At 53.2% G+C, this 25,852-nt stretch carries 25 protein-coding genes; 10 read left to right on the top strand and 15 right to left on the bottom strand.

Translation table 11 applies throughout. The annotated features are described in order from the left end of the window. Positions 1-18: 18 nt before the first annotated feature. Positions 19-1,134, bottom strand: coding sequence for an SDR family oxidoreductase (locus TU92_RS17245; protein ID WP_112168419.1), 1,116 nt, complete (start codon positions 1,132-1,134; stop codon positions 19-21). Positions 1,135-1,609: 475 nt separating this feature from the next. Between TU92_RS17245 and TU92_RS17240 the strand changes: the two genes are divergently transcribed. Beyond that, positions 1,610-2,464, top strand: coding sequence for a PA4780 family RIO1-like protein kinase (locus TU92_RS17240; RefSeq protein WP_112168418.1), 855 nt, complete (start codon positions 1,610-1,612; stop codon positions 2,462-2,464). 5 nt (positions 2,465-2,469) lie between these two features. On the opposite strand, the gene modA is transcribed toward TU92_RS17240, so the two are convergent. From modA to TU92_RS17225, 3 genes are all read right to left on the bottom strand, one after another. Continuing rightward, the gene (gene modA / locus TU92_RS17235) at positions 2,470-3,210 is read right to left on the bottom strand and encodes a molybdate ABC transporter substrate-binding protein (protein ID WP_112168417.1); all 741 of its coding nucleotides are present in this window, start codon (positions 3,208-3,210) and stop codon (positions 2,470-2,472) included. A 52-nt stretch (positions 3,211-3,262) separates the two neighbouring features. Further along, positions 3,263-4,336, bottom strand: coding sequence for an ABC transporter substrate-binding protein (locus TU92_RS17230; RefSeq protein WP_112168416.1), 1,074 nt, complete (start codon positions 4,334-4,336; stop codon positions 3,263-3,265). A 111-nt stretch (positions 4,337-4,447) separates the two neighbouring features. Further along, on the bottom strand, positions 4,448-5,080 hold the full coding sequence (locus TU92_RS17225; protein ID WP_112168415.1) for a LysE family translocator: 633 nt from the start codon (positions 5,078-5,080) through the stop codon (positions 4,448-4,450). Positions 5,081-5,262: 182 nt separating this feature from the next. Here TU92_RS17225 and TU92_RS17220 point away from each other — a divergent pair, with 182 nt between their 5' ends. Both TU92_RS17220 and TU92_RS17215 read left to right on the top strand, forming a co-directional pair. Continuing rightward, positions 5,263-6,063 (top strand): inositol monophosphatase family protein, encoded by an 801-nt coding sequence (locus TU92_RS17220; protein ID WP_112168414.1) that lies wholly within the window; start codon positions 5,263-5,265, stop codon positions 6,061-6,063. 233 nt (positions 6,064-6,296) lie between these two features. Beyond that, complete coding sequence (locus TU92_RS17215; protein WP_112168413.1) at positions 6,297-7,859, top strand: methyl-accepting chemotaxis protein; 1,563 nt, start codon at positions 6,297-6,299, stop codon at positions 7,857-7,859. Positions 7,860-7,871: 12 nt separating this feature from the next. On the opposite strand, the gene TU92_RS17210 is transcribed toward TU92_RS17215, so the two are convergent. Next, a complete protein-coding gene (locus TU92_RS17210) occupies positions 7,872-9,965 on the bottom strand; it encodes a putative bifunctional diguanylate cyclase/phosphodiesterase (protein ID WP_112168412.1) in 2,094 nt (697 codons plus the stop codon). A gap of 268 nt (positions 9,966-10,233) precedes the next feature. Here TU92_RS17210 and TU92_RS17205 point away from each other — a divergent pair, with 268 nt between their 5' ends. After that, entirely contained in the window at positions 10,234-10,902 is a 669-nt protein-coding gene (locus TU92_RS17205; RefSeq protein ID WP_112168411.1) for a glutathione S-transferase family protein, read from the top strand. A gap of 128 nt (positions 10,903-11,030) precedes the next feature. Here TU92_RS17205 and TU92_RS22245 read toward each other — a convergent pair whose 3' ends face one another. Beyond that, a complete protein-coding gene (locus TU92_RS22245; RefSeq protein ID WP_136627594.1) occupies positions 11,031-11,288 on the bottom strand; it encodes a hypothetical protein in 258 nt (85 codons plus the stop codon). 160 nt (positions 11,289-11,448) lie between these two features. On the opposite strand from TU92_RS22245, the gene TU92_RS17200 reads away from it, so the two are divergent. The 4 genes from TU92_RS17200 to cspE all read left to right on the top strand — a co-directional run bounded on the left by TU92_RS17200 (position 11,449) and on the right by cspE (position 16,347). After that, entirely contained in the window at positions 11,449-12,816 is a 1,368-nt protein-coding gene (locus TU92_RS17200) for an NCS2 family permease (RefSeq protein ID WP_112168410.1), read from the top strand. A gap of 148 nt (positions 12,817-12,964) precedes the next feature. After that, a complete protein-coding gene (locus TU92_RS17195) occupies positions 12,965-13,309 on the top strand; it encodes a hypothetical protein (RefSeq protein ID WP_136627593.1) in 345 nt (114 codons plus the stop codon). A gap of 92 nt (positions 13,310-13,401) precedes the next feature. Continuing rightward, complete coding sequence (locus TU92_RS17190; protein ID WP_112168408.1) at positions 13,402-15,051, top strand: Na+/H+ antiporter; 1,650 nt, start codon at positions 13,402-13,404, stop codon at positions 15,049-15,051. A gap of 1,083 nt (positions 15,052-16,134) precedes the next feature. Next, on the top strand, positions 16,135-16,347 hold the full coding sequence (gene cspE, locus TU92_RS17185; RefSeq protein WP_112168407.1) for a transcription antiterminator/RNA stability regulator CspE: 213 nt from the start codon (positions 16,135-16,137) through the stop codon (positions 16,345-16,347). Between the two features lie 102 nt (positions 16,348-16,449). On the opposite strand, the gene TU92_RS17180 is transcribed toward cspE, so the two are convergent. After that, complete coding sequence (locus tag TU92_RS17180) at positions 16,450-17,343, bottom strand: LysR family transcriptional regulator (protein WP_112168406.1); 894 nt, start codon at positions 17,341-17,343, stop codon at positions 16,450-16,452. Positions 17,344-17,456: 113 nt separating this feature from the next. Here TU92_RS17180 and TU92_RS17175 point away from each other — a divergent pair, with 113 nt between their 5' ends. Continuing rightward, positions 17,457-17,879 (top strand): CidA/LrgA family protein, encoded by a 423-nt coding sequence (locus tag TU92_RS17175; RefSeq protein ID WP_112168405.1) that lies wholly within the window; start codon positions 17,457-17,459, stop codon positions 17,877-17,879. Beyond that, positions 17,872-18,561, top strand: a complete 690-nt coding sequence (locus tag TU92_RS17170) for an LrgB family protein (protein WP_112168404.1) — start codon at positions 17,872-17,874, stop codon at positions 18,559-18,561. The genes TU92_RS17175 and TU92_RS17170 overlap by 8 nt, the downstream gene beginning before the upstream one ends. Positions 18,562-18,686: 125 nt before the next feature. Here the strand turns inward: TU92_RS17170 and TU92_RS17165 are convergent, their stop codons facing one another. The 8 genes from TU92_RS17165 to fis form a co-directional block, all read right to left on the bottom strand. Continuing rightward, positions 18,687-19,448 (bottom strand): amino acid ABC transporter ATP-binding protein, encoded by a 762-nt coding sequence (locus tag TU92_RS17165; protein ID WP_112168403.1) that lies wholly within the window; start codon positions 19,446-19,448, stop codon positions 18,687-18,689. Positions 19,449-19,456: 8 nt separating this feature from the next. Continuing rightward, positions 19,457-20,566 (bottom strand): amino acid ABC transporter permease, encoded by a 1,110-nt coding sequence (locus TU92_RS17160; RefSeq protein ID WP_112168402.1) that lies wholly within the window; start codon positions 20,564-20,566, stop codon positions 19,457-19,459. A 9-nt stretch (positions 20,567-20,575) separates the two neighbouring features. Then, the gene (locus TU92_RS17155; protein WP_112168401.1) at positions 20,576-21,754 is read right to left on the bottom strand and encodes an amino acid ABC transporter permease; all 1,179 of its coding nucleotides are present in this window, start codon (positions 21,752-21,754) and stop codon (positions 20,576-20,578) included. Between the two features lie 103 nt (positions 21,755-21,857). After that, entirely contained in the window at positions 21,858-22,883 is a 1,026-nt protein-coding gene (locus TU92_RS17150) for an amino acid ABC transporter substrate-binding protein (RefSeq protein ID WP_112168400.1), read from the bottom strand. 417 nt (positions 22,884-23,300) lie between these two features. After that, the gene (locus TU92_RS17145) at positions 23,301-23,486 is read right to left on the bottom strand and encodes a hypothetical protein (protein ID WP_112168399.1); all 186 of its coding nucleotides are present in this window, start codon (positions 23,484-23,486) and stop codon (positions 23,301-23,303) included. 81 nt (positions 23,487-23,567) lie between these two features. After that, complete coding sequence (gene lpxP / locus TU92_RS17140) at positions 23,568-24,488, bottom strand: kdo(2)-lipid IV(A) palmitoleoyltransferase (protein ID WP_112168398.1); 921 nt, start codon at positions 24,486-24,488, stop codon at positions 23,568-23,570. A gap of 418 nt (positions 24,489-24,906) precedes the next feature. Beyond that, the gene (locus TU92_RS17135) at positions 24,907-25,335 is read right to left on the bottom strand and encodes a DoxX family protein (protein WP_112168397.1); all 429 of its coding nucleotides are present in this window, start codon (positions 25,333-25,335) and stop codon (positions 24,907-24,909) included. 202 nt (positions 25,336-25,537) lie between these two features. Further along, entirely contained in the window at positions 25,538-25,834 is a 297-nt protein-coding gene (fis, locus tag TU92_RS17130) for a DNA-binding transcriptional regulator Fis (protein ID WP_004097144.1), read from the bottom strand. Between the last annotated feature and the right edge of the window lie 18 nt (positions 25,835-25,852).

Raw genomic sequence — 25,852 nt, 5'->3', positions numbered from 1 at the left:
TAAAACAAACGCATCGGTTTATTTAAAATCAACTCTCATAAGCTCGGGAATGGTCTGGCCATGCGTCGAGTAGACGCATTTATCAATATAACTTTTAAACGCCGCGGGTTTGGGAATGCCCATATCCATCAGTCGGGAATTATCAAATTTCACATTTAATTGTGCGAAACCGCCGTAAAGCTTAATGGCGCGTAGAATAATCTTGTCATTACACGGGCCAAGTACATCTTTAAACTGTTTCCGGATGCCCGTGAATTCCTGATAACTGATCTGTTCATACTCGCTAATAATGCGTGGCGTATTATTGGCTTGCGCCACCGACGTATCAATTTCATGGAAAGGGGTACACATTTCTTCGCCGGAGGAAATATGATAGAAGCTGTGACTGAGTTCATCGGCCAGGCATAATTTCACCAGCACCATGGCGCAGTAATCCACAGGAATAACATCGACTTCATCATCGAGGTTACAGGTGAATTTTTTGAGTTTAATCGCCATCATGAACACCCAGAAAATGCTGCTGGAAGGCTGGCAGCCATACTGGGTGTGACCGACGATAATAGACGGACGCGCGACCACAAACGGCAACGTCGGGCATTCTGAACGTACCAGATTCTCGATAGCGCGTTTGGAAATGGTGTACTGCACCAGATCTTCGTTGTGCTCGTTGTCCGGCATTCCTTCGTAGAACACGCTGTCTTTGTCCGGCATCGAGGCCATCGCCGTGCCGACGTGGACAAAACGCTGCAAGCCTTTCACCTGCGCCATGCGTTTGGCGAAGACCAGCGAGCCTTCGACATTCACCCGCCACATTGCCGGATTATTGCCGAACGAGGCAATCGCGGCGCAATTGATCACATGGGTGACGTTATCTAAACGCGCATCGTGAATAAAACTCTCCGGCTCGGCAAGGTCACCGGTCAAAATAGATTGTTCGGTGAGTGCGGAAAGTATTTCATCGCTTAATTCAAATTTTTTTAGATTATCGATAATTCTGGCGAGTCCCGTCGCATTATCGTCGGCCCTGACTAATAATAATATCTGGTTTTTTGCCGTAAGTTTCTGGCGTAAGAGATATTCGATAACTGCGCCGCCGACAAAACCGGTGGCTCCGGTAATTAAAATGCTGTTCATCTTTAAGACCTGCAGCGGGAAAGTCCTGCGACAGTACCACCGGCATGATAAACGGAACGTATACCGTTTTTTGCGCTTATTAAACGGTAGCTCAACAGCACGAAAAGCTTAAAGATTTGGAAAAGTTCATTTTTATTAAAAAATTAAATAACTGGCATTTCTTACTTACACGGGGAAACATTTTAATTAAACGGTGATGGAATAATAAATCATCATTTAAGTCAAATTACACCGTAATCTCTCGATGAGGAAAGCCTAAGCGCGGACGACATTTTTTTGCAGGTAAAAGTGAGAAGATACGTGCAGAAAGTATCCACCATGCTGTCACTACGTTAAACTAGTGGTGTTTAGGGGGTCTGTCTTTTGACCGGTCTATAGCGATAACGAGGATGACGCGAACGGCGTGTCTGGTGTGTAATGCAGGGAATATTGCGCAGGTCATTCCCTCACGCGCTGAAATAAGGTACAAGGCTGCATGAAAATCCCAAATAGAATCCAACCTCTGGTGGATGACGGCCTGATAGACGATGTGGTCCGTCGACTGAAAAGTGGCAAAGAAGCCGACGTTTACACTGTTTTATGCGGTGAAGAGATCCGTTGCGCCAAGGTTTATAAGGAAGCGACGCAGCGCAGCTTTAAGCAGGCTGTGCAGTATCAGGAAGGCCGAAAAGTCCGTAACAGCCGCAACGCGCGTGCGATGCAAAAAGGCTCGAAGTTTGGCCGTAAGCAGCAGGAAGAATCCTGGCAGACGGCGGAAGTCGATGCGCTGTTTCGTCTGGCAAATGCCGGCGTGCGCGTTCCGCAGCCCTATATCTGCCTCGACGGCGTGCTGCTGATGGAACTCATCACCGATGGCGATGGTGTCGTTGCGCCGCGTCTGAGCGATGTGATCCTGACAGAAGAGGAAGCCGTCGCGGATTTCGAGACGATGATCCGCAACATCGTGCGTATGTTGTGCGCCGGTATCGTTCACGGCGATTTATCAGAATTTAACGTGCTGATGGATGCCGAAGGGCCAGTGATTATCGACTTGCCGCAGGCAGTGGATGCGGCAGCCAATAACCATGCCGAATCCATGTTTGAGCGCGATGTGAATAACATGACCGAATACTACAGCCGCTTTGCACCGCAGCTGGCGACCACGCGTTTTGCGAAAGAAATCTGGGCATTGTATGAAGATGGCAAACTGACGCCGCAAACCATTCTGACCGGTGAGTTCGCAGAAGATACGCATAAAGCCGATGTAGATTCACTGCTCGATGAAATCATTGCCGCCGAAGATGAGTTTTACGATCGTCAGCGGGCAATGAAGGAAAGAGATTTCGACTGAGTTGCTCAGTCAGGCATCACCGCATGTTTCCCGCAAAAACCGGCGTTCTGCAAAATATGCTGCCCGGTTTCTGAAAGGATGAAATCCGCCAGCGGTTTCGCTTTCCCGGTACAGGTGGCAAGCGCATAGCTGGCGCGCACGTTATAATCCGCAGGAATATTAAAGACCTCCAGCTCATCGTTTTCCCGCAGCAGGGTGGCGTAACTGGTGTAGCCGATAAACACGTCGGCCTGCCCGGTGCAAATCAGCCATTCTGCCGCCAGTTTCCCCTCCGGCACTTTCGCCGAGTTCTCACCGCCCACCAGTCGTAAGGCTTTATTGCGCAGTATCGCACCGGCATCCGGGTGGCGGCGTTCGATCTGCTCGAACATCTTCCAGGTGTAATCGCCGGACGGATCGCTCAGCGGCGTCGATGTCGCGAGGCGAAAGCGCGGATCCAGCAGTACGCTCAGCCAGTTCAGCTTCTCCAGATCCGGCCCTTTACGCGCCGTCACACACAGACTGTTGCCGCAGAAAGTCTCCACGCTCAGCGCTTTACCGTGCTGCTGCAACGCCAGCGGATGCGTGGTGTTAGCCGAGGCGAATAAATCCGTTTTTTCCCCTTTTTCGATTCGCTCACGCAGCAGCCCGGCGGGGCCAAATTCCGTCACCACTTTGATGCCGGTTTGTGCCAGGAACGCCTCACACAGGGGCGCCCACGCCCGTCGCAGGCTGCCTGCGGCGAGCACTTTGATCGCTTTGGTCATCAGATCTCCTTGTCACATTGCTTGAAAATAAGCGCGATGCCGGAGAAGACGATTATTTCCCGGCGTGCGGGGCTTCTGCGGCGGGTTTGAAATCCGTCCGGTAGAAACGCTGATAGTAGGCATCCGCCTGCTTTTGCATGTCGATGTCGGTGAATTTTTGTGGATAGAGTTTTTTCGCCATCCACAATTCACCGATCGCCATCGCTTCAGGCATTGGATAGCCCCAGGCCTTGGCGTATTCAGGCATCAGGTACACACGATGGTTTTTCACCGCGTCAATGCTTTGCCAGTTTGGGTCGCTGACTATCTGTCCGACCACTTCCGGATACCTGTCCTGTACGAAGATCACCTGTGGATCCCAGGCGATCACCTGTTCCAGCGACACCTGTTTGTAGCCTTTCACCGTCGCGGCGGCCACGTTCATCGCCCCCGCACGCGCCATCATCAGCCCGGTATATTTTCCGGAACCGTAGGTGGTCAGGTCAGGATTGGCCATGTACGTGCGGATGCGCTGGTCAGCCGGAATGGCTTTCAGCCGTTCGCCGGTTAACTGGCGCTGTGAAAAAGTATAGTCGATCAATGCCTGCGCCTGTTTCTGGCGGTTCACCACCTCACCAATCAACTGAATGCCCTTCTTCAGTCCTTCGGTATAAGCTTTGTCCTCATCCGGCAACGCCGGGTTCATTTTGTGTTCTTCGCCCTTCGGATCGTCCCGCAATGAAACCGCCACCACGGCGATGCCGGTCTGGCTAATCTGGTCGATCATTTCCTGCGGCGCATAGTTGGTAACGAACACCACCTGCGGATGCAAAGCCACCACGCTTTCCAGATTTACGCTGGTCAGGTCGCCCACCACCGGCGTTTTCACCAGAGACGGCGCGAGACGCACGTAGCCGCTGCCGAGCTGCTGCTGCCAGTTATTGAGCACGCCGACGATGTCTTTCGTGGCGTCCAGTTGCACCAGCAAATTAAGGGTCTGATGTTGCAGCACGACCACGCGATCGACGTGATCGGGGATGGTGACCTGACGACCCAACTGGTCGGTTATCTGGCGGGAAGCGAGAGCGGAATGCGAAGCAAGGCTCAGAACGAGTCCGAGTAGAACAGTGGATGAAAAAGCGCGCACGGGGAAATCCTCTGGTTTCGTTATGCAGAGGATTATATAGCGTTAAGGGCGTGATGAATATGACCGGCGACAATGCCGCTTTTAGAAACAGCACTGTCGCAAAAGAGCAGGTTACTTACGGCCTTCGGTAAGCATTTTCACCGCCAGCCCGCCGAGCACGGCGCCCATCAGCCAGCGCTGAATGACCATCCACAAAGGACGCCCGGCCAGAAATGCCGCGATATAGCCCGCTGAAACCGCGATCAGCGCATTAAACGTAAAGCTGACCATGATTTGCGAACCGCCCAGCACCAGTGACTGCATCAGCACATGCCCTTGTGACGGCACAATAAATTGCGGCAGCAACGACAGGTACAACACTGCGGCTTTCGGGTTCAGCAGATTGGTCACCAGCCCCATGGTGAACAGCTTTTTGTTGCTGTCTCGCGGTAAATCTTTCACCTGAAACGGCGAGCGGCCGCCGGGTTTTACTGCATTCCACGCCATATACAGCAGGTATGCCGCGCCACAAATCCGCAGCGCATCATAGGCGAACGGCACTGCCATCAGCAATGCGGTGATGCCCAGCGCTGAAAACACCATGTAAAACAAAAAACCGACCACTACGCCGCCGAGCGAGATAAGACCTGCTTTCGGGCCCTGACACAGCGAACGCGAGATCAGGTAAATCATATTCGGTCCGGGCGTGAGCACCAGCCCGACGCAAATCAGTAAAAAGGGCAGCAAATGGGCGGCATCGGGCATGGCATTCTCCGGGGGAATCAGAAACGTTAAGCAAAAAGATATAGAGGTTTTTAGGCTGTCTTGGCAAGCCTTCAGAAAATGATTATCACGCCGTTTGTCATCCTGCCTTCATCCTCTCCAGATAAAATCAGGTACATTCTATGAGAGCGACTTTCCCTTCAGACTATAAATCAGGATTGATAATGAGCAATACCACGATGTCGGCGCGTCTGGCGAAAGCCAGCCATATTGCGGCTCAGGCCGCTGAACTGGCGTTGGGATTTTTTAACCGCCGTGACAGCATCGAAGTCAGCAGTAAACGCACGCAGGATTTTGTGTCGGAGGCCGATGTGGCGGTAGAGCAGTTTATCCGTGCGCAGCTGGCTGAGCATTTCCCGCAGGATGCCGTCATCGGCGAGGAGATGGGCGGCGTGCTGACGGATGCGGCCTGTTGGGTGATCGACCCGATTGACGGCACGTCGAATTTCCTGCGCGGTTCGCCGCTGTGGGGCGTGTCTTTGGGGCTGGTGGAGAACAAGAAGCCGGTGATCGGCGTGGTGGCCCTGCCAGTGCTGAACGAGTTATTGGCCGCAGAATCCGGTAAAGGCATCTTCCACAATGGCAAACCTTTCCGCCGTGATGACCGTTTCGGCGATGTACAAATTGTCTCACTGGGCGACAGTTCGGATGACAAGCTGGATGAAGCCTCGGCGTTTTATCGCGGCCTGCGTGCGGCTGAGTGGTCGGTGCATTGCTATCGTTGCACCACCATCGGCATGGTGTTCGCCGCGAAAGGAATTATCGACGGTCACCTGCAACGGCGCACCACGCTGTGGGATATTGCCGGTGGCGCGGTGCTGTGTCAGGAAGCCGGTTTACAAACCGTCGTCCGCTTTACCGGCACCGCGGGAAACGAAAATTATCGCCATATGGCGGTCGCCACCGGAACACCTTCCCTGATGGCAGCGACAGAACCGTTATGGCCTGATTTCGAGCCGCGCTGAGGCTTTATTTTTGCTTAACTGCGCTCCCGGTTATTTTCGGGGGCACAGCGGAAAATGCGATTGCCATCCCTCTTTACTGACGTTAAGTAACATCCTGAATTCGTCCAGTAACCGGCTGATTACAGGATAAATAATTGAATTTAACAAAATGAAATATTGTTTCATTTCACCATAAAGTTCCCCTCCGCGCTGCCGTTATCTCTGATTCCCGTCACTCACCTTGTTGTGTCCTGATGAACAAATTGACCAAGCTTTCTATTCTTAACCGTCTCCTGGGAGCGTTTGCGCTCGTACTTTCCCTGATGCTGGTAATGGCGGCTACCTCCGCCTGGCAGTTGAAGAACATTAATCAGCAAATTGAAGACTACCGGGCTTACCGTTTGCCGGGCGTGCAGTACCCGCTGGTGATGCGCGGCACGCTGGCCGAGCTGCGCCTGCAACAGGTGCAATACATTGCCTCCCCGCAGGGTGCGCCGCGCGACGGCCATCGGGTAGAAATCATGCAGGCGGTAGAGAACTTTAAAGCCGCTGAAAATGCTTACCGCAACCTGAACAGCGGCGGCAGTCAGTCGGCGCTGTTTAAGCAAATCGTCGCTAACTTTGAGCAGTTTTCGCTGGCTAACGATCAGGTCATTGAAGCGATGGCGCGCAATGATATTGCGCAGGCCACGCAAATCAGCGGTGACAACTCACGTAAATACCGCACGCAGCTGATGGCCGATTTGGCCCGGCTGGTCAAAGACGAAGTGAGCAACAGCGAGCAGGCGGCTGCCTCGGCGCGCAGTCATTATCACGCCGCCAGCGTGCTTTTTCTGGTGCTGGTGATTGTGGCGTTGCTGATGTCTCTCGGTATGGCGCTGTTGCTGGCGCGAAATCTTAACCGGCAACTGGGCGGCGAACCGGCATATGCGGCGTCAATCATGCAGGAGATTGCGGCGGGGAATCTGGCGACGGACATTATCCTGCGCCCTGGCGATACAAGCAGTTTGCTGGCGTCGCTGAGCAGCATGAATCAGCAGCTCAATCAGACCATCCATCAGATTATGAGCGGCAGCGAGTCGATCAATCATGCCGCCAGCGAGATTGCGCAGGGCAACATCGATTTATCGCAGCGCACCGAAGAGCAGGCGGCGTCGCTGGTGCAGACCAGCGCCAACATGCAGAACCTGACGACGACGGTCAGCCAGAATGCAGATAACGCGCGAGAAGCCAGCCAGCTGGCGCATGCGACGTCTGAGACGGCATCGCAGGGCGGGTCGATCGTCAGCGGGATGCAGGCACACATGCGTGACGTTTCCGGCAGTTCGAAAGAAATCATCAATATCATCAGCGTGATTGAAGGGATTGCCTTCCAGACCAATCTTCTGGCGCTGAATGCCGCCGTGGAAGCGGCGCGGGCGGGCACTCAGGGCAAAGGCTTTGCGGTGGTCGCCAGCGAAGTGCGCGTGCTGGCGCAAAAAAGCGGGCAGGCGGCGAAGGAGATTAAAAACCTGATCCACGGCACCGTGACAAAAATTGCCGAAGGGTCGCAGCAGGCCGATCGTGCCAGCCAGGCAATGAACGAGATTGTGAATTCAGTGAATAAAGTGGCAGGGATCGTCAGTGAGATTTCCACCGCCAGCACCGAGCAACACACGGGCATTCATGAAGTCGGGATTGCGGTGGATCAGATGGACAGGGTGACGCAGCAGAACGCCGCGCTGGTGGAACAGGCCGCTGCGGCGGCGCAATCGCTGACGGAACAGAGTCTCGAATTGCGCAACGCCGTGCGGTTTTTCCGCACGGCGGTCGAATAAGTCAGAAGCGCTTCAGGGTTGCTGCGTAATGGTCAGCTGCGGCTCCCACGCCGAATCCGGGTGCCGGGCGATTTGCTCAGGCGTCATCGGGCGTCCGAGCAGGTAACCCTGAAGGGTGTCACAGCCCAGCTGGGTCAGGAAATCCTGCTGCTGGGTGGTTTCCACACCTTCGGCCACCACTTTCAGATTCAGCGTCTGGCCGAGGGCGATAATCGCCGAGACAATGCTGGCGTCTTCGCTTCCGGCAATCAGATCGTTGATAAAGGCGCCGTCGATTTTCAGCTCGCTGGCCGGTAAACGTTTCAGGTACAGCAGGCTCGAATAGCCGGTGCCGAAATCATCAATCGACGCCTTCACGCCAAACTGCGTCAGACGCTCGAGGATCGCCACGCTGACGTCCGGGTTGCGCATCGCGGTGGTTTCGGTCACTTCCAGCGTCAGCATCGCCGGTGGAATGTGATGACGTTCCACGGTATCGATCACCATCTCCACCAGATTTGCCTGCTCAAATTGCAGCGCGGAAAGATTAACGGCCACCGTCCAGGTGGTGTGACCTTGGAGGTGCCATTCACGCAGCTGGCGGCAGGCTTCATTCAAAACCCATTCGCCGATGGGAATAATCAGACCGGTTTTTTCCGCCAGCGGCAGGAACACGTCCGGGCTAAGGGTTTTCCCATCACGCTCCCAGCGTAGCAGGGCTTCGAAACCGCTGACCGGCCCGTAAGGCGCGATAAATTTTGGCTGATAATGCAGGCGCAGCTCGTGGTGTTCGATAGCCAGACGCAGATCGTTAAGCATCTGTAGCTGGTTCTGTGCATTGGCGTTCATCGACGGCTGGAAGAAGCTGTGGCCGTTGCGCCCGGAGTTTTTGGTGTGGTACATCGCCGCATCGGCATTGAGCATCAGCTCACGTTCGTTCTCGCCATCGCCCGGATACACCGCGATACCAATACTGGCCGAGACCAGCAGCTCATAGCGGGAAACGTAGAACGGTCGCGCAATCAGATGCACCAGTTTATCCGCCAGCTGCGAGGCATCGGTAGGCTCGGTGATTTCGGTCAGCAGGACAAATTCGTCACCGCCCAGACGCGCCAGCGTATCCGATGCGCGGACATGCGAGAGCAGGCGTTCGGTCACCGAGATCAGCAACTGATCGCCAATGTGATGGCCAAAGGCGTCGTTCACTGCTTTAAAACCATCAAGATCGATAAACAGCACTGCAAACTCAGATTCCTCGCGCACCGCTTTCTGCACCGCCTGACCGAGGCGGTCTTCAAGCAGTAAACGGTTTGGCAGTTTGGTCAAATTGTCGTGCAGCGCCAGTTGCGTCAGCTCGCGGTTGGCCTGCGCCAGCGAAGAGGCCAGCACCGAGGTGCGTGCCTGCATACGGCCATCGAGCACCGAGATAATCAGCGTGATCGCCAGTATCGCCAGCGTCACGACAATGACCAGCAACGCCAGCCAGTTGTTATCCACGCCGCTGTACTCCGCCATGCTGTGGCTCATTGGCGGGAAACTGGCCGCAGCCATGCCGATATAGTGCATTCCGACAATTGCGGTGCCCATGATCACCGCCGCGCTGATGCGCAACAAACGCACATTCGGCGACTGCTGGCGCAAATGGAACGCCATCCACAGCGCCGCGCCCGAGGCCACCACGGCCACCAGCACAGACACCATCACCCACGGTATGCTGTATACGATAGCGGGCATCATGCGCATCGCCGCCATACCGGTGTAATGCATCGCGGCAATCCCGCCGCCCATCAGCAACGAACCGGCCAGTAAGCGCATCATCGGCAACTGTGGCAGGCACACCAGCCACAGCGCAAAGGCGGAAGAGATAATGGCGATGAGCATAGAAAGCAAGGTGATCAGAGGGTCGTAACCCATTGATATGGTAGAATTGAATGCCAGCATTCCGATGAAATGCATCGACCAGACACCGATCCCCATGGCGATGGCGCCACCGGTTAACCAGAGACGGGAGGCCTTTCCCTGAGTGGTCGCGACCCGACCGGCCATATCCAGCGCGGTATAAGAGGCAAGCATTGCAACAATGAATGAAAACATCACCAGCACATTGTTGTAATTACTGGAAAACATGTAAGGCTCCACACAAGCAGGGGTCAAAAACGACAGGCTATTTTTATATTCGGCATTAATCGCAGTAGAGTTATTAAACGCGAATGAAGTCACGAGAGAGTTTTTCGTGTAATTAAGATTAATCTGTAAGTGAATTTAATCAAATAAAAATATAGAGCCACACAATTACACCTGCGAACAGCGTGGTTTTTAAAAGCGTGATAAACAGAGAGCGAAACTGTTGTCTATAGTTAACAAATAATTAAACGTCACGGGATAGAACAGAATTATGATTAAAGTGCATCATCTGGATAATTCACGTTCACAGCGAATTCTGTGGATGCTGGAAGAAGTGAGCGTCCCTTATGAAATTGAGCGTTATCAGCGGGATAAATCCACTATGCTGGCGCCCGCTTCACTTAAAAAAGTGCATCCTCTGGGAAAATCACCGGTCCTGGAAGACAACGGGCTGATCCTTGCCGAGTCGGGCGCCATCATTGAATACTTGCAGGAAGTTTATGATGCCGAAGGGCTGCTCAAACCGGCCGCCTTTGCCGAGCGCCAGCAATACCGTTACTGGATGCATTATGCTGAAGGTTCGCTAATGCCGCTGCTGGTCATGAAGCTGATATTTGGCCGATTAGGTAAGCCGCCGATGCCGTGGCTGATCCGTCCGATGGCCGGTGCTATCGGGCAGGGGGTGCAGAAAAATTACATCGACAAGCAGCTGGTGACCCACATGGATTACCTCGAGCAACATCTCGCCACCCATCCTTATTTCGCCGGTTATCAGTTCAGCGCAGCTGACATACAGATGAGCTTCCCGGTCGAAGCCATCAGTGCGCGCGCCGGGCTGGGTAAATATCCTCATCTGAATGCGTGGTTATCAAATGTCACGGCGCGCCCGGCTTATCAAAAAGCCCTGGAAACAGGAGGGCCATTTACGATAATGCGCTAGGCTTTTTTAAACCCCTCTGAGTTTTAACACTGCTGTTATTTTTATTTCTGGCGTTCATCAGTGAAATATTTTACTTAATGAGCGCCTCTAAAAATAACCCTTAAAAACAGTCATGCTATTTTTGATTTTCATTTGTCCGATCTCTGCTCTGGTTTTCTCTCTTCTTTTTCAGTGTCTGTTTTTAATTCTGATGCCACTTTCCTTCCTTTTCCCCCACCCGCGATTTCTCCATTGCCGTGCCCGCGTGCGCAACCGATACCGTTCAGTAAATCGCCATGGGAGTGAAATTGCAGCAAATCCGCATTTTTATTGACCGGACAAAGGTAAATTGTCGGCAAACGGAGTTGAAAAGAGGGTATAAGAGGCCGGATAATCGTTTGCGCCAAATTTTAGTCCCGCCATACGCGATGTGAGTTAAACGTTTGCCCTGCGGTGTTGATGCCGGTTTCGCCGGTGTTCATCGCAGCAGGCAGGGAAGCGAACGTGAAGAAACGATTTCATAATGACCACGCAGGCTATTCAGTAAAGACATCCAGAGGATTTCCCATGTCGAGTCAACAACCTCAAACGGGCCGCGCGATTGCGCCAAAGGGCCCGCTTGATGCTTATTTCAAAATCAGTGCGCGTGGCAGTAACGTGCGTCAGGAAGTGATCGCCGGGTTAACGACGTTCCTGGCCATGGTGTATTCGGTGATTGTGGTGCCGTCGATGCTCGGCAAAGCGGGTTTCTCTCCGACCGCGGTGTTTGTCGCGACCTGTCTGGTCGCCGGTTTCGGTTCCCTGCTGATGGGGCTGTGGGCAAATCTGCCACTGGCGATTGGTTGCGCCATCTCCCTGACGGCGTTCACTGCGTTTAGTCTGGTACTCGGTCAGCACATCAGCGTGCCGGTTGCGCTGGGCGCGGTCTTCCTGATGGGCGTGTTGTTCACGATTATCTCGGTCACTGGGATCCGTTCGTGGATATTGCGCAATTTGCCGATGGGCGTTGCGCACGGGACAGGCATCGGTATTGGTCTTTTCCTGCTGCTGATAGCCGCCAACGGTGTTGGCCTGGTGGTGAAAAATCCTTTAGACGGTTTGCCTGTCGCGCTGGGTGCCTTCACCTCTTTCCCGGTGGTCATGACGTTGCTTGGTCTGGCGGTGATTTTCGGCCTTGAAAAACTGCGCGTGCCGGGCGGCATTCTTCTGGTGATCATCGCGATTTCGATTATCGGTCTGATTTTCGATCCGGCAGTGAAATATCAGGGCTTATTCGCGATGCCTTCTCTGGCGGGCGCGGATGGCAAATCAGTGATTTTCGATCTCGACATCATGGGCGCGATGAAAGCGGCAGTCTTGCCAAGCGTTCTGGCGCTGGTGATGACAGCGGTCTTCGACGCCACGGGCACCATCCGTGCAGTCGCCGGGCAGGCTAATCTGCTGGACGAAAAGGGTCAGATCATCAGCGGCGGTAAAGCTCTGACAGCCGACTCCGTCAGCAGCATTTTCGCCTCACTGGTAGGTGCTTCTCCCGCTGCGGTTTACATTGAGTCAGCCGCAGGTACGGCAGCGGGCGGCAAAACCGGCCTGACGGCCACCGTTGTCGGCGTGTTATTCCTGCTGATGTTGTTCCTGTCTCCGCTCTCTTATCTGGTGCCGGCTTATGCCACCGCGCCAGCGCTGATGTACGTCGGCCTGCTGATGCTGAGCAACGTTAACAAGCTGGATTTCACAGATTTTGTCGATGCCATGGCGGGTTTGTTATGCGCGGTATTTATCGTGCTGACCTGTAACATCGTCACAGGGATCATGCTGGGCTTCAGCGCGCTGGTGATTGGCCGTATCTTCTCGGGGGAATGGCGCAAGCTTAACGTCGGGACGGTGATCATCGCGGTGGCGTTGGTGGTGTTTTATGCGGGTGGATGGGCTATCTAATGCCTGGCCGGGCATTTGGCGGCCTTAATTTTTGATCGAAGTTTTCGGTTTCTCAATAGCGGTGATCGTTTAACTTACCGCGCGTAAAACTAGCAGAGGGGAAAAGCTTTTCCCCTCTACACTCTCCTCGCTTTTTCAAACACGTGCCATGCAGACGGGCTATGTTTCAGCAGCTTCTGTGATTGCCGCAAAATCTCGCCGCTGCGCGGTGCCCTCCGGTCGGGTTACAACCCGCGCAAAAAAAGCCGCGCGGTTTTCCACCTCTCCCTCCGGCGTGATTTTTGAAAGCGGCCAAAGCTTTTTAGGTCACAACTTCACCGGCTCGGAACATTTGAGAAAACCCAATACGTTGAGCAAATTTTCTGGTTTTGTTTTTTTAAATGTTGAGATGGCGCGATCGAAAAATCCTGCCGAACGGAGCAGACTGAAGACTCAGTGCTTCAGCAACGAGCCCCCGACCGTGCGTTTAAATGCGGGTTTAAGCACGCTCTGATTTAAAAAAACGCCTCTTTTGATCTACTATTCCCCCTGTATGTGTCAGACGCTGTCTGATTGAAATCATAAAAACAAGAGTCTAAGGAAAGCATGGAAATATTCTTTACCATTCTGATTTTGATTCTGGTGGTGTCGCTCTCCGGTGTCGTAACCAGAATGTTGCCGTTTCAGGTTCCTCTTCCATTAATGCAGATCGCCGTCGGTGCCTTGCTGGCCTGGCCGAATTTCGGTCTGCACGTGGATTTCGACCCTGAACTGTTTTTAGTCCTCTTCATTCCGCCACTGCTGTTCGCTGATGGCTGGAAAACCCCGACCCGTGAATTCCTCCACCACGGGCGCGAAATACTTGGGCTTGCGCTGGTACTGGTGCTGCTCACCGTCGTCGGTATCGGCTATCTGATTTATATGATGGTGCCGGATATTCCACTGGTTGCTGCGTTTGCGCTGGCTGCCGTGTTGTCACCAACCGATGCCGTGGCGTTGGGCGGGATTGTCGGCAAGGGTCGCATTCCGAAGTCGATCATGAGTGTGCTGGAAGGTGAAGCGCTGATGAATGACGCGTCCGGTCTGGTGTCGCTGAAATTCGCCATTGCCGTGGCAATGGGCACGATGATCTTCACTGTCGGTGGGGCGAGCGTCGAGTTCCTGAAAGTCGCCATCGGCGGCCTGATGGCCGGTGTCGCGGTGACGTGGTTGTACAGTAAATCGCTGCGCATCATGAGCCGCTGGAGCGGAGATGACCCGGCGACGCAAATCGTGTTCCTGCTGCTGCTGCCATTCGCGTCTTATCTGATTGCCGAACACATCGGCGTATCGGGCATTCTGGCCGCCGTCGCCGCCGGTATGACGATCAGCCAGTCCGGTATTATCCGCAATGCGCCGCTGGCGATGCGTCTGCGTGCGAACAGCGTCTGGGCGATGCTTGAGTTTGTGTTCAACGGCATGGTGTTTATCATGCTGGGCCTGCAACTGCCGGGCATTCTGGAAAACTCGATCGATCAGGCAACGCATGATCCGTCTATCGTGACCTGGCACCTGTTCGCCGACGTCGGGATTATCTACTTCGCGCTGCTGATCCTGCGTTTCGTCTGGCTGTGGGTGATGAAGAACTTCAGTAACCGTTTCCTGAAAAAGAAACCGCTGCTGTTCGGCAGCTACAGTACGCGTGAGCTGTGGGTGGCCTCGTTTGCTGGTGTGCGTGGGGCCATTACTCTTGCTGGTGTGCTGTCGATTCCGCTGTTCCTGGCCGATGGTTCTGCCTTCCCGTCGCGCTATCAGCTGGTCTTTCTGGCGACCGGCGTCATTCTGTTCTCGTTAATTGCCGGTGTGATTGCCTTGCCGTTCCTGCTCAAAGGCGTGGTTGTCGCCGATGGCTCGGCGTATCGCGAAGAAGAGCGCATGGCGAAATCCATTGCGGCGGAAGTGGCGATCGAAAGCCTGCATAAGATGGAAGAACGTCTGGCGGCCGATACCGAAGAGAACATTGATGAACAGACGCTGAAGGAAATCAGTTCGCGGGTGATCGGGACTCTGCGGCGAAGGACGGCGAACCGTGATGACATGGAAACCGCACTGAAGCTGGAAAACCTGGAGCGACGTTTCCGCCTGACCGCGCTGCGCGCTGAGCGTGGCGAGCTGTATCACCTGCGCGCCACGCAGAAAATCAGCAACGAGACGCTGCAAAAACTGCTGCACGACCTCGATTTGCTGGAAGCTCTCCTCGTGGAAAAAGAAGTGTAACGTCCGCCAGATGAGTGTAAAAAGCCCGCTTTAGCAAGCGGGCTATCACCTGTGCTAGTGATACTTCGTGGCCTGCCTGCGCCATTAGCTTCAATGGCGCATTCCAGGGATAAAGGAATAAGCAACATCTTAAAGCGCAACGATTAGCGCATGCTGTTTTTAATAACATGTGTATTAAAACATGTTATTAAAAACAGTATTGACACTGTTTTAAAAATCCGTAAATTAGCCATCAACAGCGGCGTTATAGGAGTTTGCTGTTGAAGTTGAGTTGTAGTTGATTAGTTTTGGATAAGTGTAAAGTGTTATTTGCGATAAAGGCCACGAAGTGTTTTTGTATGGGATGTCCGAGGTTAAGAGAAGTTTAAAATCTTAAATCGGCAATGCTTTAAGGCTCTGTAGTTGATATATCAAATCGCAAAGTAGTGACGTTAGCGCGACGATGTAAGGCCATGATACAAAGAGTGATTGTTTGCGATATGGGTTTTAGGATTTTTTGGTTAAGTCATCGCAACGAAAGTAAGGCCATGCATCAAAAATATATGTCGCGAGGGGAAATGTACTTGTTTAAGGTGCCATTCTCGAGTTGTATTATTAGAGTGGTGTAGTTTAAACGGGAAATAGAGGGAGGTTTTAGTTAGTATTAACCCGATATTATCTTAGTGAACGTGTGCATTTAAAAGCAGTACCATGAGCAGTAATAATCAGTAAGTCCATTAATGTTAAATCTTAAGTTCGTAGTACCTTAAAAGCCCTGACTGCAATGGTCAGGGCTTTTATTGTTTATGCATCAACACTGAATTTCCCTCTATCCTCCCCCTTTTTTAATGCTTCGCCGCTATCTGCCTAATTATTAATCAAAAATTAATCCTTGCTTAAAAAATCAAACCAAGCCTATTATGATGGCATCGGTTTGGAACACAGACCTTATGAAAGCAGTTTTAGTAAAGCAGTCCTCATTTCAAGCGTTATCCTAGATACCCCTTCTTCATGAGCCTCCTCCTAAGTGCCCAATAAGTAAAACTCTGCAAAACAGGCCATCTTTGCTGCATAAGCGGCTCAAAAAAATGAAAGGAAGTATCTATGTCTAATAAAATTACTGGTTTAGTAAAATGGTTTAACCCTGAAAAAGGCTTCGGCTTCATCACTCCTGAAGACGGTAGCAAGGACGTGTTCGTACACTTCTCCGCCATTCAGAGCAGCGATTTTAAAACCTTAGACGAAGGCCAAAAAGTGGAGTTCTCTATCGAGAACGGCGCGAAAGGCCCGTCAGCAGTAAACGTTGTCGCGCTTTAATTGCCGATAATTGCACTAACATTTACGACAGCGATGAAGGCCTGAGCCTGAGCAGATAAGTGATAGTGATAAAAAACCCGCCTTGAGCGGGTTTTTTCATTTTTATCCGTGTTGCGCCGGTTTCCAGTAATCCCGACACAGCGTAATCCATGCCTGTGCGCTGTTGGAAAGGTAACTGCCGTCGTGCCAGATTAGGCCGAGTTGCCACGGCATCAAGGGCACCAGCGGCAGCCACATCAGCACGTTTTTATCCAATCGCTGACAGATGGGTTCGGGCAGGATTGCGACACCCATGCCGGTTTGCACCATCGCAGCCAGGAAGTCCCATTGCCCGCTGCGGGCGGCGATTTTCGGAATGAAACCTTGCGCAGCAAAGGCGTCCATCAGTTGCCGGTAAAGCGCGAAATCTTCGTTGTAAATCAGGATGCTTTCTTCCGACAGCTCGCTAAGGGCGATGCTGGCGCGGTTCTGCCAGTGCGGCGTACGTGGCACCACTACGCACAGCGGATGGCTGAAGAGGAGAAGCGACGCGATAGAGGGGACGGCATCGGCGGGCAGGGCGGTAAGTGCCAGATCCAGTTCGCCGGAAATCACCGCCTGTTGCACGGTCAGCCCGCCAAATTCGGAGATGACCAGTTCGATGCCCGGATATTGCTGGCGGAAACTGCCGATCAGCGGTGCGATCTGTGTGCCAACCATCGGCGGAATGCCCAGCCGCAGGTGGCCTGATTTCAAGGCGTTAATGTCCTCGAGTTCGGCCTCCAGTTGCCGAAACTCTTCGAGGATATTCAGCCCGCGCTGATAAAGCGCCTGACCGCTGTCGGTCAGGCGTAAGCGCCGCCCTTCACGGACAATCAGTGTGCATTCCAGCTCTTCTTCCAGATGCCGCAGCATTTTGCTGATAGTCGGTTGGGTGACGAACAGCTTTTCCGCCGCACGGGTGAAGCTTTGCTGGCGGACCACTTCGACGAAATAACGTAGCGTACGAACGTCCATCTTTGAGTATTCCGTTTTGGAATCATTTTTATGATTTTAATTCATTTCTTTACCGGTTTCCTGCCAGCGTATACTTCATTTCTTCTCTTATTTCGCCTTTCGAGGTCGTTCCCATGTTGTTGGCGTTGCGCACTAAAGCGCCGTCCCTGCTGATCCGCTGTCAAATCCCCGTTCAGGTGATTTTATATGCGCTTTTATTTGTGATTGCCGATCGTCTTGTCACCGCGCTGCATCTGCCGTTACCCGCCAACATTGTCGGCATGCTGATGCTTTTGCTGCTGATTATGTGCCGTGTGTTACCACTAAAATGGGTGAAGGCCGGTTCGCGCTGGTTGCTGGCGGAAATGCTGCTGTTCTTCGTGCCCGCGGTGGTCGCGGTAGTGAATTACGCGCAGTTGCTGATGATCGAGGGCTGGAAAATTTTTCTGGTGATTGGCATCAGCACTGTGCTGACACTCGGCGCAACGGCGTTAGTTGTCGATCGGGTTTACCGGCTGGAACAGCGTCTGGCGGCGAGGAAGGCATCCCGTGACTGATCTGCTCATCAGTATTATGTGTTTTGTCATCACGCTTGGCCTGTACTACGCCAATAAAAAACTTTACCGCCAGCGCCGCACGTTGCTGCTGATGCCGCTGGTGTTCACGCCGATCGTGCTGGTGGTGTTGCTGGTCGCGACGCACACGTCGTATCAGGATTATATCGGTGAAACCCACTGGCTGCTGTGGCTGCTCGGGCCGTCAACGATCGCCTTCGCGGTGCCAGTATATGAAAACATGGCGGTGATCCGTCGTCACTGGATGTCGCTCAGTGCGGGCGTGCTGACGGCTATCGTCGTGGCAGTCAGCAGTTCGGTCTGGCTGGCGAGAATGCTGACGCTGCCGGAAGAAATTCAGCGCAGTCTGGCGGTGCGTTCGATTACCACGCCGTTCGCGCTGGCTGCGGCAAAACAAATGGGCGGGCAACCGGATCTGGTGGCGCTGTTTGTCGTGATCACCGGCGTATTCGGTATGGCCGTCGGGGATATGTTGTTCCTGCGACTGGCGGTGAAAAGCGGGCTGGCGAAAGGTGCCGGGTTTGGCGCAGCATCCCATGGCGCCGGGACTGCACGGGCGTATGAACTGGGGGCTGAGGAGGGCGTTGTGGCGAGTCTGGTGATGATGTTGGCGGGAGTCGTGACGGTGGTGATGGCGCCAGCGATTGGGATCTTGATGTGGTAGCGATCCCCCGTGTCTTATGTAAAGGGCAAATTCTTCGGCTGCCGCCCAAACCCGCGTCACGGGTCGGCGGCAGCCACTACTCTTCTTAAAATTGGCGCGATTAAACACCGCCCCGGCGTTTAACGTTAATGAATAACCTGCGATAAGAACTCCCGGGTTCTCGCAGATTTAGGATTCGCAAAGAACTCCAGCGGTGGCGCTTCCTCCACGATCTCCCCGCGATCCATAAAGATCACGCGATCAGCGACAGTCCGCGCAAATCCCATCTCATGCGTCACGCATAACATTGTCATGCCTTCTTCTGCTAACCCGATCATAGTGTCTAAGACTTCTTTTACCATTTCCGGATCCAGCGCGGACGTCGGTTCGTCGAACAACATGATCTTCGGCTTCATACACAGCGAACGGGCGATGGCAACGCGCTGTTGCTGGCCGCCGGAAAGCTGGCCGGGGAACTTGTGGGCGTGCTCGGCAATGCGCACGCGTTTGAGATAATGCATCGCCAGTTCTTCCGCCTCTTTCTTGGGCATCTTACGTACCCAGCACGGCGCCAGCGTGCAGTTTTGCAACACGGTCAGATGCGGGAACAGATTGAAGTGCTGGAACACCATGCCGACTTCCGTGCGTACGCGTTCGATGTTACGCAGATCATCGTTGAGCTCCGTGCCGTCAACGATGATGCGGCCCTGCTGATGCTCTTCCAGATGGTTGATGCAACGAATGGTCGTTGATTTACCGGAACCGGACGGGCCACACAGCACAATGCGCTCGCGCGGTTTGACGCTCAGATTGATGTCTTTCAATACGTGGAACTGTCCGTACCACTTATTCACGTTTTCCAGCGTGATCATCATATTTTGGTTTTCAGTGACTTGATGGTCGCTCATGGTTTACCTCAGTGTGCGGAACGTCCGGTGTGAAAGCGTCTTTCCAAATGCTGGCTATAACGCGACATGCTAAAACAGAAAATCCAATAAACGGCGGCGGCGAAGACGTAGCCTTCGGTCGACATACCGAGCCACTCAGGGTCGACGGTGGCTTGCTGTACGCTGCTGAACAAATCAAACAGGCCGATGATGATCACCAGGCTGGTGTCTTTAAACAGGGCGATAATGGTATTGACCAGACCCGGTATTACCATTTTCAACGCCTGCGGCAGAATGACTAATCCCTGCGTCCTCCAGTAGCCCAGCGCCAGAGATTCAGCAGCTTCGGTCTGCCCTTTAGGCAGCGCCTGTAAACCACCGCGTACCACTTCCGCGACATACGCCGACTGGAACAGCACCACACCCACCAGTGCGCGCACCAGTTTGTCGATGTTAGTTCCTTCGGTCATGAACAGCGGCAGCATGACCGAGGACATGAACAGCACGGTGATGAGCGGCACGCCACGCCAGAACTCGATGAAAATCACCGACAGGATGCGGACGATCGGCAGACGCGAACGTCGCGCCAGCGCCAGCAAAATCCCCAGCGGTAACGCCCCGGCGATACCCACGGCGGCAATGATAAGCGTCAGCGTCAGGCCGCCCCACTGGCGGGTTTCGACGCGGCTGAGACCAAAGAATCCGCCATAAAGCATGAACCAGGTGAAGATCGGAAAGAGGACGATCCATACCGCGATATAACGTCCGCGACGCGGCATCGCTTTAAAGAAGATCGGCGCAAGAGTCAGCAGCCCGACAATCAGCGTGAGGTTGATGCGCCAGCGCTGATCGCCCGGATACAGGCCGTACATAAACTGTCCGAAGCGCTGATGCACAAAGACCCAGCACGCACCGGCTTTGGTACAGTCTGCGCGCGTGGTACCCACCCAGTTTGCCTGGAAGACAATCCAGTTGAGCATCGGAGGGATCACCAGCCACATCAGCCACAAACAAAATACCGTCAGCAGGCTGTTGAACCAGCTCGAAAACAGATTTTTGCGCGCCCACAGCACGGCAGTCCCCAGCGGCGTGCCGGGCTTCACGGCTCTGACTCCCGGAGGAAGTGTTGTCATCGTCATGAGTTTCCCTTAACGCTCGACCAGCGCAATACGCCGGTTATAAATGTTCATCAGGAACGAGATCAGCAGGCTGATGATCAGGTAAACCGACATGGTAATGGCGATGGTTTCAATCGCCTGACCGGTCTGATTGAGCACCGTACCGGCAAACAGCGACACCATATCCGGATAACCGATAGCGGCAGCCAGCGAGGAGTTTTTGACGATATTCAGGTACTGACTGGTCAGCGGGGGAATGATGACCCGCATCGCCTGCGGTAAAATGACCTGACGCAGCGTGACCGGATTCGGCAGGCCGAGAGAACGGGCGGCTTCATGCTGACCGTGCGATACCGACTGAATACCGGAGCGGATCACTTCGGCGATAAACGTCGAGGTGTAGACCGACAGCGCCAGCGTTAACGCCGCCAACTCAGGTATCAGCACCATGCCGCCACGGAAGTTAAATCCGCGCAGGGCAGGTACGTCCCAATGCACCGCAGGCCCGAAGAACAGGTGTGCGAGAGCCGGGAAAACCAGCAGCATCAGCACAGCCCAGGGCCAGATATGCCAGACGCGGCCAGTGTGAATCTGACGAAAATGGTTGTAACGCTTGAGGGCGAAAATCCCAAAAACGGCCAGCAGCAGGGCGATGAAACCGGCCAGACTGCCTGGCGATAGTTCCGGCGACGGCAGGTATAAACCGCGGTTGCTGACGAAGGCCAGATCAAATGCATTGAGACTTTGACGCGGGCCTGGCAGGTTACGCAGTACCGCGAAATACCAGAAGAAGATTTGCAGCAGCGGGGGAATATTACGGAACGTCTCAATATACACCGTCGAGACTTTGCGAATCAGCCAGTTATCGGAGAGGCGTCCTAATCCAATAATGAAACCGAGAATCGATGCGAACACGATGCACAGCGCCGAAACCAGCAGGGTATTAAGCAGGCCAATGACAAAGACGCGGGCGTAGGTGTCGCCTTCCTGGTAATCAATGAGATGCTGAACAATGCCGAAACCGGCACCTTTTTCAAGAAACGCAAATCCCGAGGTGATCCCTCGTGTAGTCAGATTGGTAATGGTGTTGTGGAGAAGGTAACCGAGACAGGCTACCAGCAACACCACCGCGAAAATTTGGTAAATCCAGGCGCGGACTGCCGGGTTGGTCAGCGAGAACGAAGCCTTTACGGTTGGGCGTTGCGACATTATTAACCTCGACCTGCAGGTAAAACCCTGGAAGTGATGCACCGGGGAACGACCGGTGCATCAGCATCCTTAAACACTTTTCAACGTCAGGAACCAGGGATATTTAGCGAACCGGTGGTGCGTACTGGATCCCGCCTTTATTCCACAGGGCGTTCTGACCACGTTTGATTTTCAACTCGCTGCCCTGACCGACGTTGCGTTCAAAGCTTTCGCCGTAGTTACCGACTTGTTTAACGATTTTCACTACCCAGTCGTTAGGGACTTTCAGGTCAGCGCCGTAGGTCCCTGTTTTGCCCAGCAGATTGCTCATGTCCGGCGTAGTCGGGTTAGCAGCCAGCTGATCGACGTTGGCAGAGGTCACTCCCATTTCTTCAGCATTCAGCATGGCGTACAGAGACCAGCGAACAACGGCCAGCCAGTCTTCATCACCACGACGAACAACCGGGCCGAGAGGTTCTTTCGAAATCACTTCCGGCAGAACGATGAATTCATCCGGTTTGCCCAGTTTGATGCGCAGTGCATACAGCTGAGACTGGTCAGAGGCGAGGGTGTCGCAGCGGCCTGAATCCAGCGCTTTAGCACTTTCGTCAGAACGGTCGAAGGTCACCGGCGTGTAGGTCATTTTGTTGGCTTTGAAGTAGTCAGCGACGTTCAGCTCAGTATCAGTACCGGCCTGCAGACAGACTGTCGCGCCGTCGAGCTCTTTGGCGCTTTTCAGGCCGGCTTTCTGGTGCGTCAGGAAGCCGATGCCGTCGTAGTAGTTGACCCCAGCGAAGATCATTCCCATGCCCGCGTCGCGGGAAGAGGTCCAGGTGGTATTACGTGACAGGATGTCCACTTCGCCAGACTGCAGCGCGGTGAAGCGCTCTTTGGCGGTCAGCGGTGTGTATTTTACTTTCTCAGCGTCACCAAATACGGCAGCGGCGACTGCGCGGCAAAGATCTACGTCGATACCGGTGAATTTGCCTTTTGAGTCAGCGTAGGAGAAACCCGGTAAACCGTCGCTGATACCGCATTGTACGAAACCTTTCTTTTTAACAGCGTCCAGAGTAGTACCGGCATGCGCCTGACCAGCCAGTGTCACGAAGCTTGCTGCGGCAATCAGCGTTGAGAGCAATATTTTTTTCATAAAGCGTCCTGTGAGACAAAACTGAGAATTATTATTGTGTGAGTGCCGGGGCACCCTGTCTGTTTTGGGGCGTCGCCCTCTGCACCTGTCATTGCAAGGGGAGTGCCAACATCGAAAAACGGCCATCAATCTAGTCACAGTGAGGAATTGCTCAGTAACATTGATGTACGTTATGAAATGTATTGCCCTGTTTCAGTGCGCGGTCAATGTGACTGCCGTAAAAGGGTGCGGAGAATTTATTATTTGGAGTGCAGATCTCGTTGCTTCTTAATCATTCGAAAACAGAAACATTTCGTATGATTAAGGCGCGGCAGGAAGGATTTATTTAGAGCAGGGCGTTGATCAGTGCGGCGCGTTACGGCTAAACAGGCAATAAAAAACCCACGCGAAGTGGGTTATTTTAAGCCGCTGCGGATGTTATTCCGCCTGATCTTTACTGCCATTGATCAGTTTACGGGCTGCGGCGATTTGGTCGTTATCCGGCGTCTTAGGCTTGGTTTTGTTAAGCGCGGTGCTGAGGCTCGAACGTCCCCAGAGGTCAAAACTGTCGTCATCTTTAAGGTGATCAAAAATGGAAGGCGCAGCGTCGGATTTTTTAGCCATGAGGATTACCGGTCTCTTATCAGATGTTGTTCAAATAAAAAGCCCGACGCGGTGGCATCGGGCTTGATGTAGTTATCACGTCTACAGGTAGAGCGAAGGCGTGCCCGCCGGGCGGGTTTTAAAGCGGCGATGGAGCCAGAGATACTGGTCTGGCGCGCGCATAATTTCGGTTTCAATGACGCGGTTCATGTAAGCCGCCGCGGCCAGTTCGTCATCGATAGGGTAATCCTGTAACGCCGGCTGAATCACCAGGTCATAACCTTTACCGGCCGGTTTACGCACCAGGACCACGGTTATTAACGCAGGTTTTGCCAGACGTGCCAGCATGTAAGTGCCGCTGGTAGTGGCCGCTTCATCAACGGCAAACAGCGGGGCAAACACACTGCCGCGCGGGCCGTAGTCCTGATCTGGTGCAAACCAGACGGCTTCGCCCTTTTTCAGCGCATGAACCATGCCGCGTAAATCTTTGCGATCCAGCATCGCTTTGTTAGAACGCATACGACCCCAGGTCTGCACGAATTCCATCGCTTTATTGTTATGCGGACGGTACATCGCCATCATCGGCTGACATAACCCCATCGCACGGCCACCCAGTTCCAGCGACATAAAATGTACGCCGATAACCAGTACGCCCTGATTGTTTTCCTGCGCCTTTTTCAGATTGTGCAGACCGCTGACGTCAAACCAGCGTTTAACACGGGCGTCTGACCAGAACCAGGCCATGCCGGTTTCAAGTAAGCCCATGCCAAGAGATTCAAAGTTGCTGACAATTCTGGCTTCTACCTGTTTTGGCGTGAGATCAGGGAAACATAATTGCAGGTTGCGGCGGGTGATCGACACGCGGCGTTTCAGAAAACGCATGGAAGTACGGCCAAGCCAAACGCCTAACCGGTATAAGACCGGATAAGGAAGCTGAACCAGAAGAAACAGAATGCCGAGACCGAACCAGGTCAGCCAGTAGCGTGGATGTAAAAACGAAGCCTGAAATCGTGGAGATGTCATAAATGCCTAATCATCTGCATAAAAAAACCGGTGTAACGCATGGCGAATAGCGCGGCGCGGTACGGATTATCCTGCAAAGAGTGGGACAACACATGTCTGGCAATGTTTTATAAAAGCCGCCAATTGACGAAACTTTTACATTAACAGACGGTACATTGAGAAGACGGGATCGCGAAGCTGAAGGGCTGTCCGTAGGCGTTGAGCGGGCGAATACGACTCTTACGGAAAGTATAACATGTTCTATCATCGTTCCGGAGAGGGTAATTTTCTGATAATTACGCGAATTTGCATCCAATTTTGGATGATTTAAAAGACCATTTTAAAACACCACGCAAAGCAGGGCTTTACCGTTGATAAAGCGCTCAGACCGGGGTGGGAGAGCGACATACTTTGGTGAAAAGGTATGCCGCAAACCGGCTTATCGATACAGCGGATTGCTCATCACCGAGTAACGGCCACTGCCGTAAAGCGCAATGACAATAGCGGCCATAAAGTAGTAAACAATATCTTCAATCGCCCATGCACCGACCGGTGACAGCGCGAACGTATGGTGAACCCCAACCATCAACCAGGCGACAACCATGGTGGCAGCGGCAGAAAGCGCCGCCAGACGGGTGAAGATCCCCAGTATCATCATGATCGGGGCAATCACCTCGCCGATGATCACGCCATACGCCACGAATGCTGGAATGCCATAACCCGCCAGCATCCCCTGAATGCCACCCAGTCCGTCGTGCAACTTATGCCAGCCATGAAAAATCAGCAGCCCGTAGGTGATACGTAACAGCAGAATTGCCAGATCAGGCTTATTCAGCGCGGCGGTAAAACGCGTATAAAGTTGCTTCATTGATTGCCACTCCCCAGAGATGATTTTTTTGTCACTCTAAAGTAATTCTTAATCGTTGAATGCGGGAGAGAATTATTCTCATTGCGATTGATCTGGGTTAAGTTTTGAGCGGATATGACAAGCAGAATTCTTACGCGGATATAAACAAAAAAGGCGCTCCCCTTGCGGAAAAGCGCCTTTTCAAGACAACGACTGATTAGTATCAGTTCATGCCGTATTTTTTCAGTTTCTTACGCAGCGTACCGCGGTTGATACCCATCATCAGGGCCGCACGAGTCTGGTTGCCACGGGTGTACTGCATCACCATGTCCAACAGTGGCTGTTCAACTTCAGCCAAAACCAACTCATACAGGTCATTCACGTCCTGACCGTTCAGTTGAGCAAAATAGCCCTTAAGTGCTTGTTTTACCGAGTCACGCAGAGGCTTTTGAGTCACCTGGTCTTGTGAGTTTACGGTTGAAACGGTCAGTACGTCAGAATTCACGCGTTGTTCGAACATAGTTCTGTCAGCTCTTTT

The organism is Rahnella inusitata, assembly GCF_003263515.1.
Lineage (GTDB): Bacteria > Pseudomonadota > Gammaproteobacteria > Enterobacterales > Enterobacteriaceae > Rahnella > Rahnella inusitata.
Note: the sequence above shows the minus strand (reverse complement) of the source record. Positions and strands in the feature narration are given on the sequence as shown.

Coding starts and splice junctions, on each gene's coding strand:
- TU92_RS17205 (WP_112168411.1), top strand. CDS start 10,234: ATGATTAAAGTGCATCATCTGGATAATTCACGTTCACAGCGAATTCTG.
- TU92_RS17200 (WP_112168410.1), top strand. CDS start 11,449: ATGTCGAGTCAACAACCTCAAACGGGCCGCGCGATTGCGCCAAAGGGC.
- TU92_RS17135 (WP_112168397.1), bottom strand. CDS start 25,335: ATGAAGCAACTTTATACGCGTTTTACCGCCGCGCTGAATAAGCCTGAT.
- TU92_RS17145 (WP_112168399.1), bottom strand. CDS start 23,486: ATGGCTAAAAAATCCGACGCTGCGCCTTCCATTTTTGATCACCTTAAA.
- TU92_RS17220 (WP_112168414.1), top strand. CDS start 5,263: ATGAGCAATACCACGATGTCGGCGCGTCTGGCGAAAGCCAGCCATATT.
- TU92_RS17180 (WP_112168406.1), bottom strand. CDS start 17,343: ATGGACGTTCGTACGCTACGTTATTTCGTCGAAGTGGTCCGCCAGCAA.
- TU92_RS17175 (WP_112168405.1), top strand. CDS start 17,457: ATGTTGTTGGCGTTGCGCACTAAAGCGCCGTCCCTGCTGATCCGCTGT.
- TU92_RS17245 (WP_112168419.1), bottom strand. CDS start 1,134: ATGAACAGCATTTTAATTACCGGAGCCACCGGTTTTGTCGGCGGCGCA.
- TU92_RS17160 (WP_112168402.1), bottom strand. CDS start 20,566: ATGACGATGACAACACTTCCTCCGGGAGTCAGAGCCGTGAAGCCCGGC.
- fis (WP_004097144.1), bottom strand. CDS start 25,834: ATGTTCGAACAACGCGTGAATTCTGACGTACTGACCGTTTCAACCGTA.
- TU92_RS17225 (WP_112168415.1), bottom strand. CDS start 5,080: ATGCCCGATGCCGCCCATTTGCTGCCCTTTTTACTGATTTGCGTCGGG.
- modA (WP_112168417.1), bottom strand. CDS start 3,210: ATGACCAAAGCGATCAAAGTGCTCGCCGCAGGCAGCCTGCGACGGGCG.
- lpxP (WP_112168398.1), bottom strand. CDS start 24,488: ATGACATCTCCACGATTTCAGGCTTCGTTTTTACATCCACGCTACTGG.
- TU92_RS17210 (WP_112168412.1), bottom strand. CDS start 9,965: ATGTTTTCCAGTAATTACAACAATGTGCTGGTGATGTTTTCATTCATT.
- TU92_RS17215 (WP_112168413.1), top strand. CDS start 6,297: ATGAACAAATTGACCAAGCTTTCTATTCTTAACCGTCTCCTGGGAGCG.
- TU92_RS17155 (WP_112168401.1), bottom strand. CDS start 21,754: ATGTCGCAACGCCCAACCGTAAAGGCTTCGTTCTCGCTGACCAACCCG.
- TU92_RS17165 (WP_112168403.1), bottom strand. CDS start 19,448: ATGAGCGACCATCAAGTCACTGAAAACCAAAATATGATGATCACGCTG.
- TU92_RS17150 (WP_112168400.1), bottom strand. CDS start 22,883: ATGAAAAAAATATTGCTCTCAACGCTGATTGCCGCAGCAAGCTTCGTG.
- TU92_RS17240 (WP_112168418.1), top strand. CDS start 1,610: ATGAAAATCCCAAATAGAATCCAACCTCTGGTGGATGACGGCCTGATA.
- TU92_RS17195 (WP_136627593.1), top strand. CDS start 12,965: ATGCAGACGGGCTATGTTTCAGCAGCTTCTGTGATTGCCGCAAAATCT.
- cspE (WP_112168407.1), top strand. CDS start 16,135: ATGTCTAATAAAATTACTGGTTTAGTAAAATGGTTTAACCCTGAAAAA.
- TU92_RS17190 (WP_112168408.1), top strand. CDS start 13,402: ATGGAAATATTCTTTACCATTCTGATTTTGATTCTGGTGGTGTCGCTC.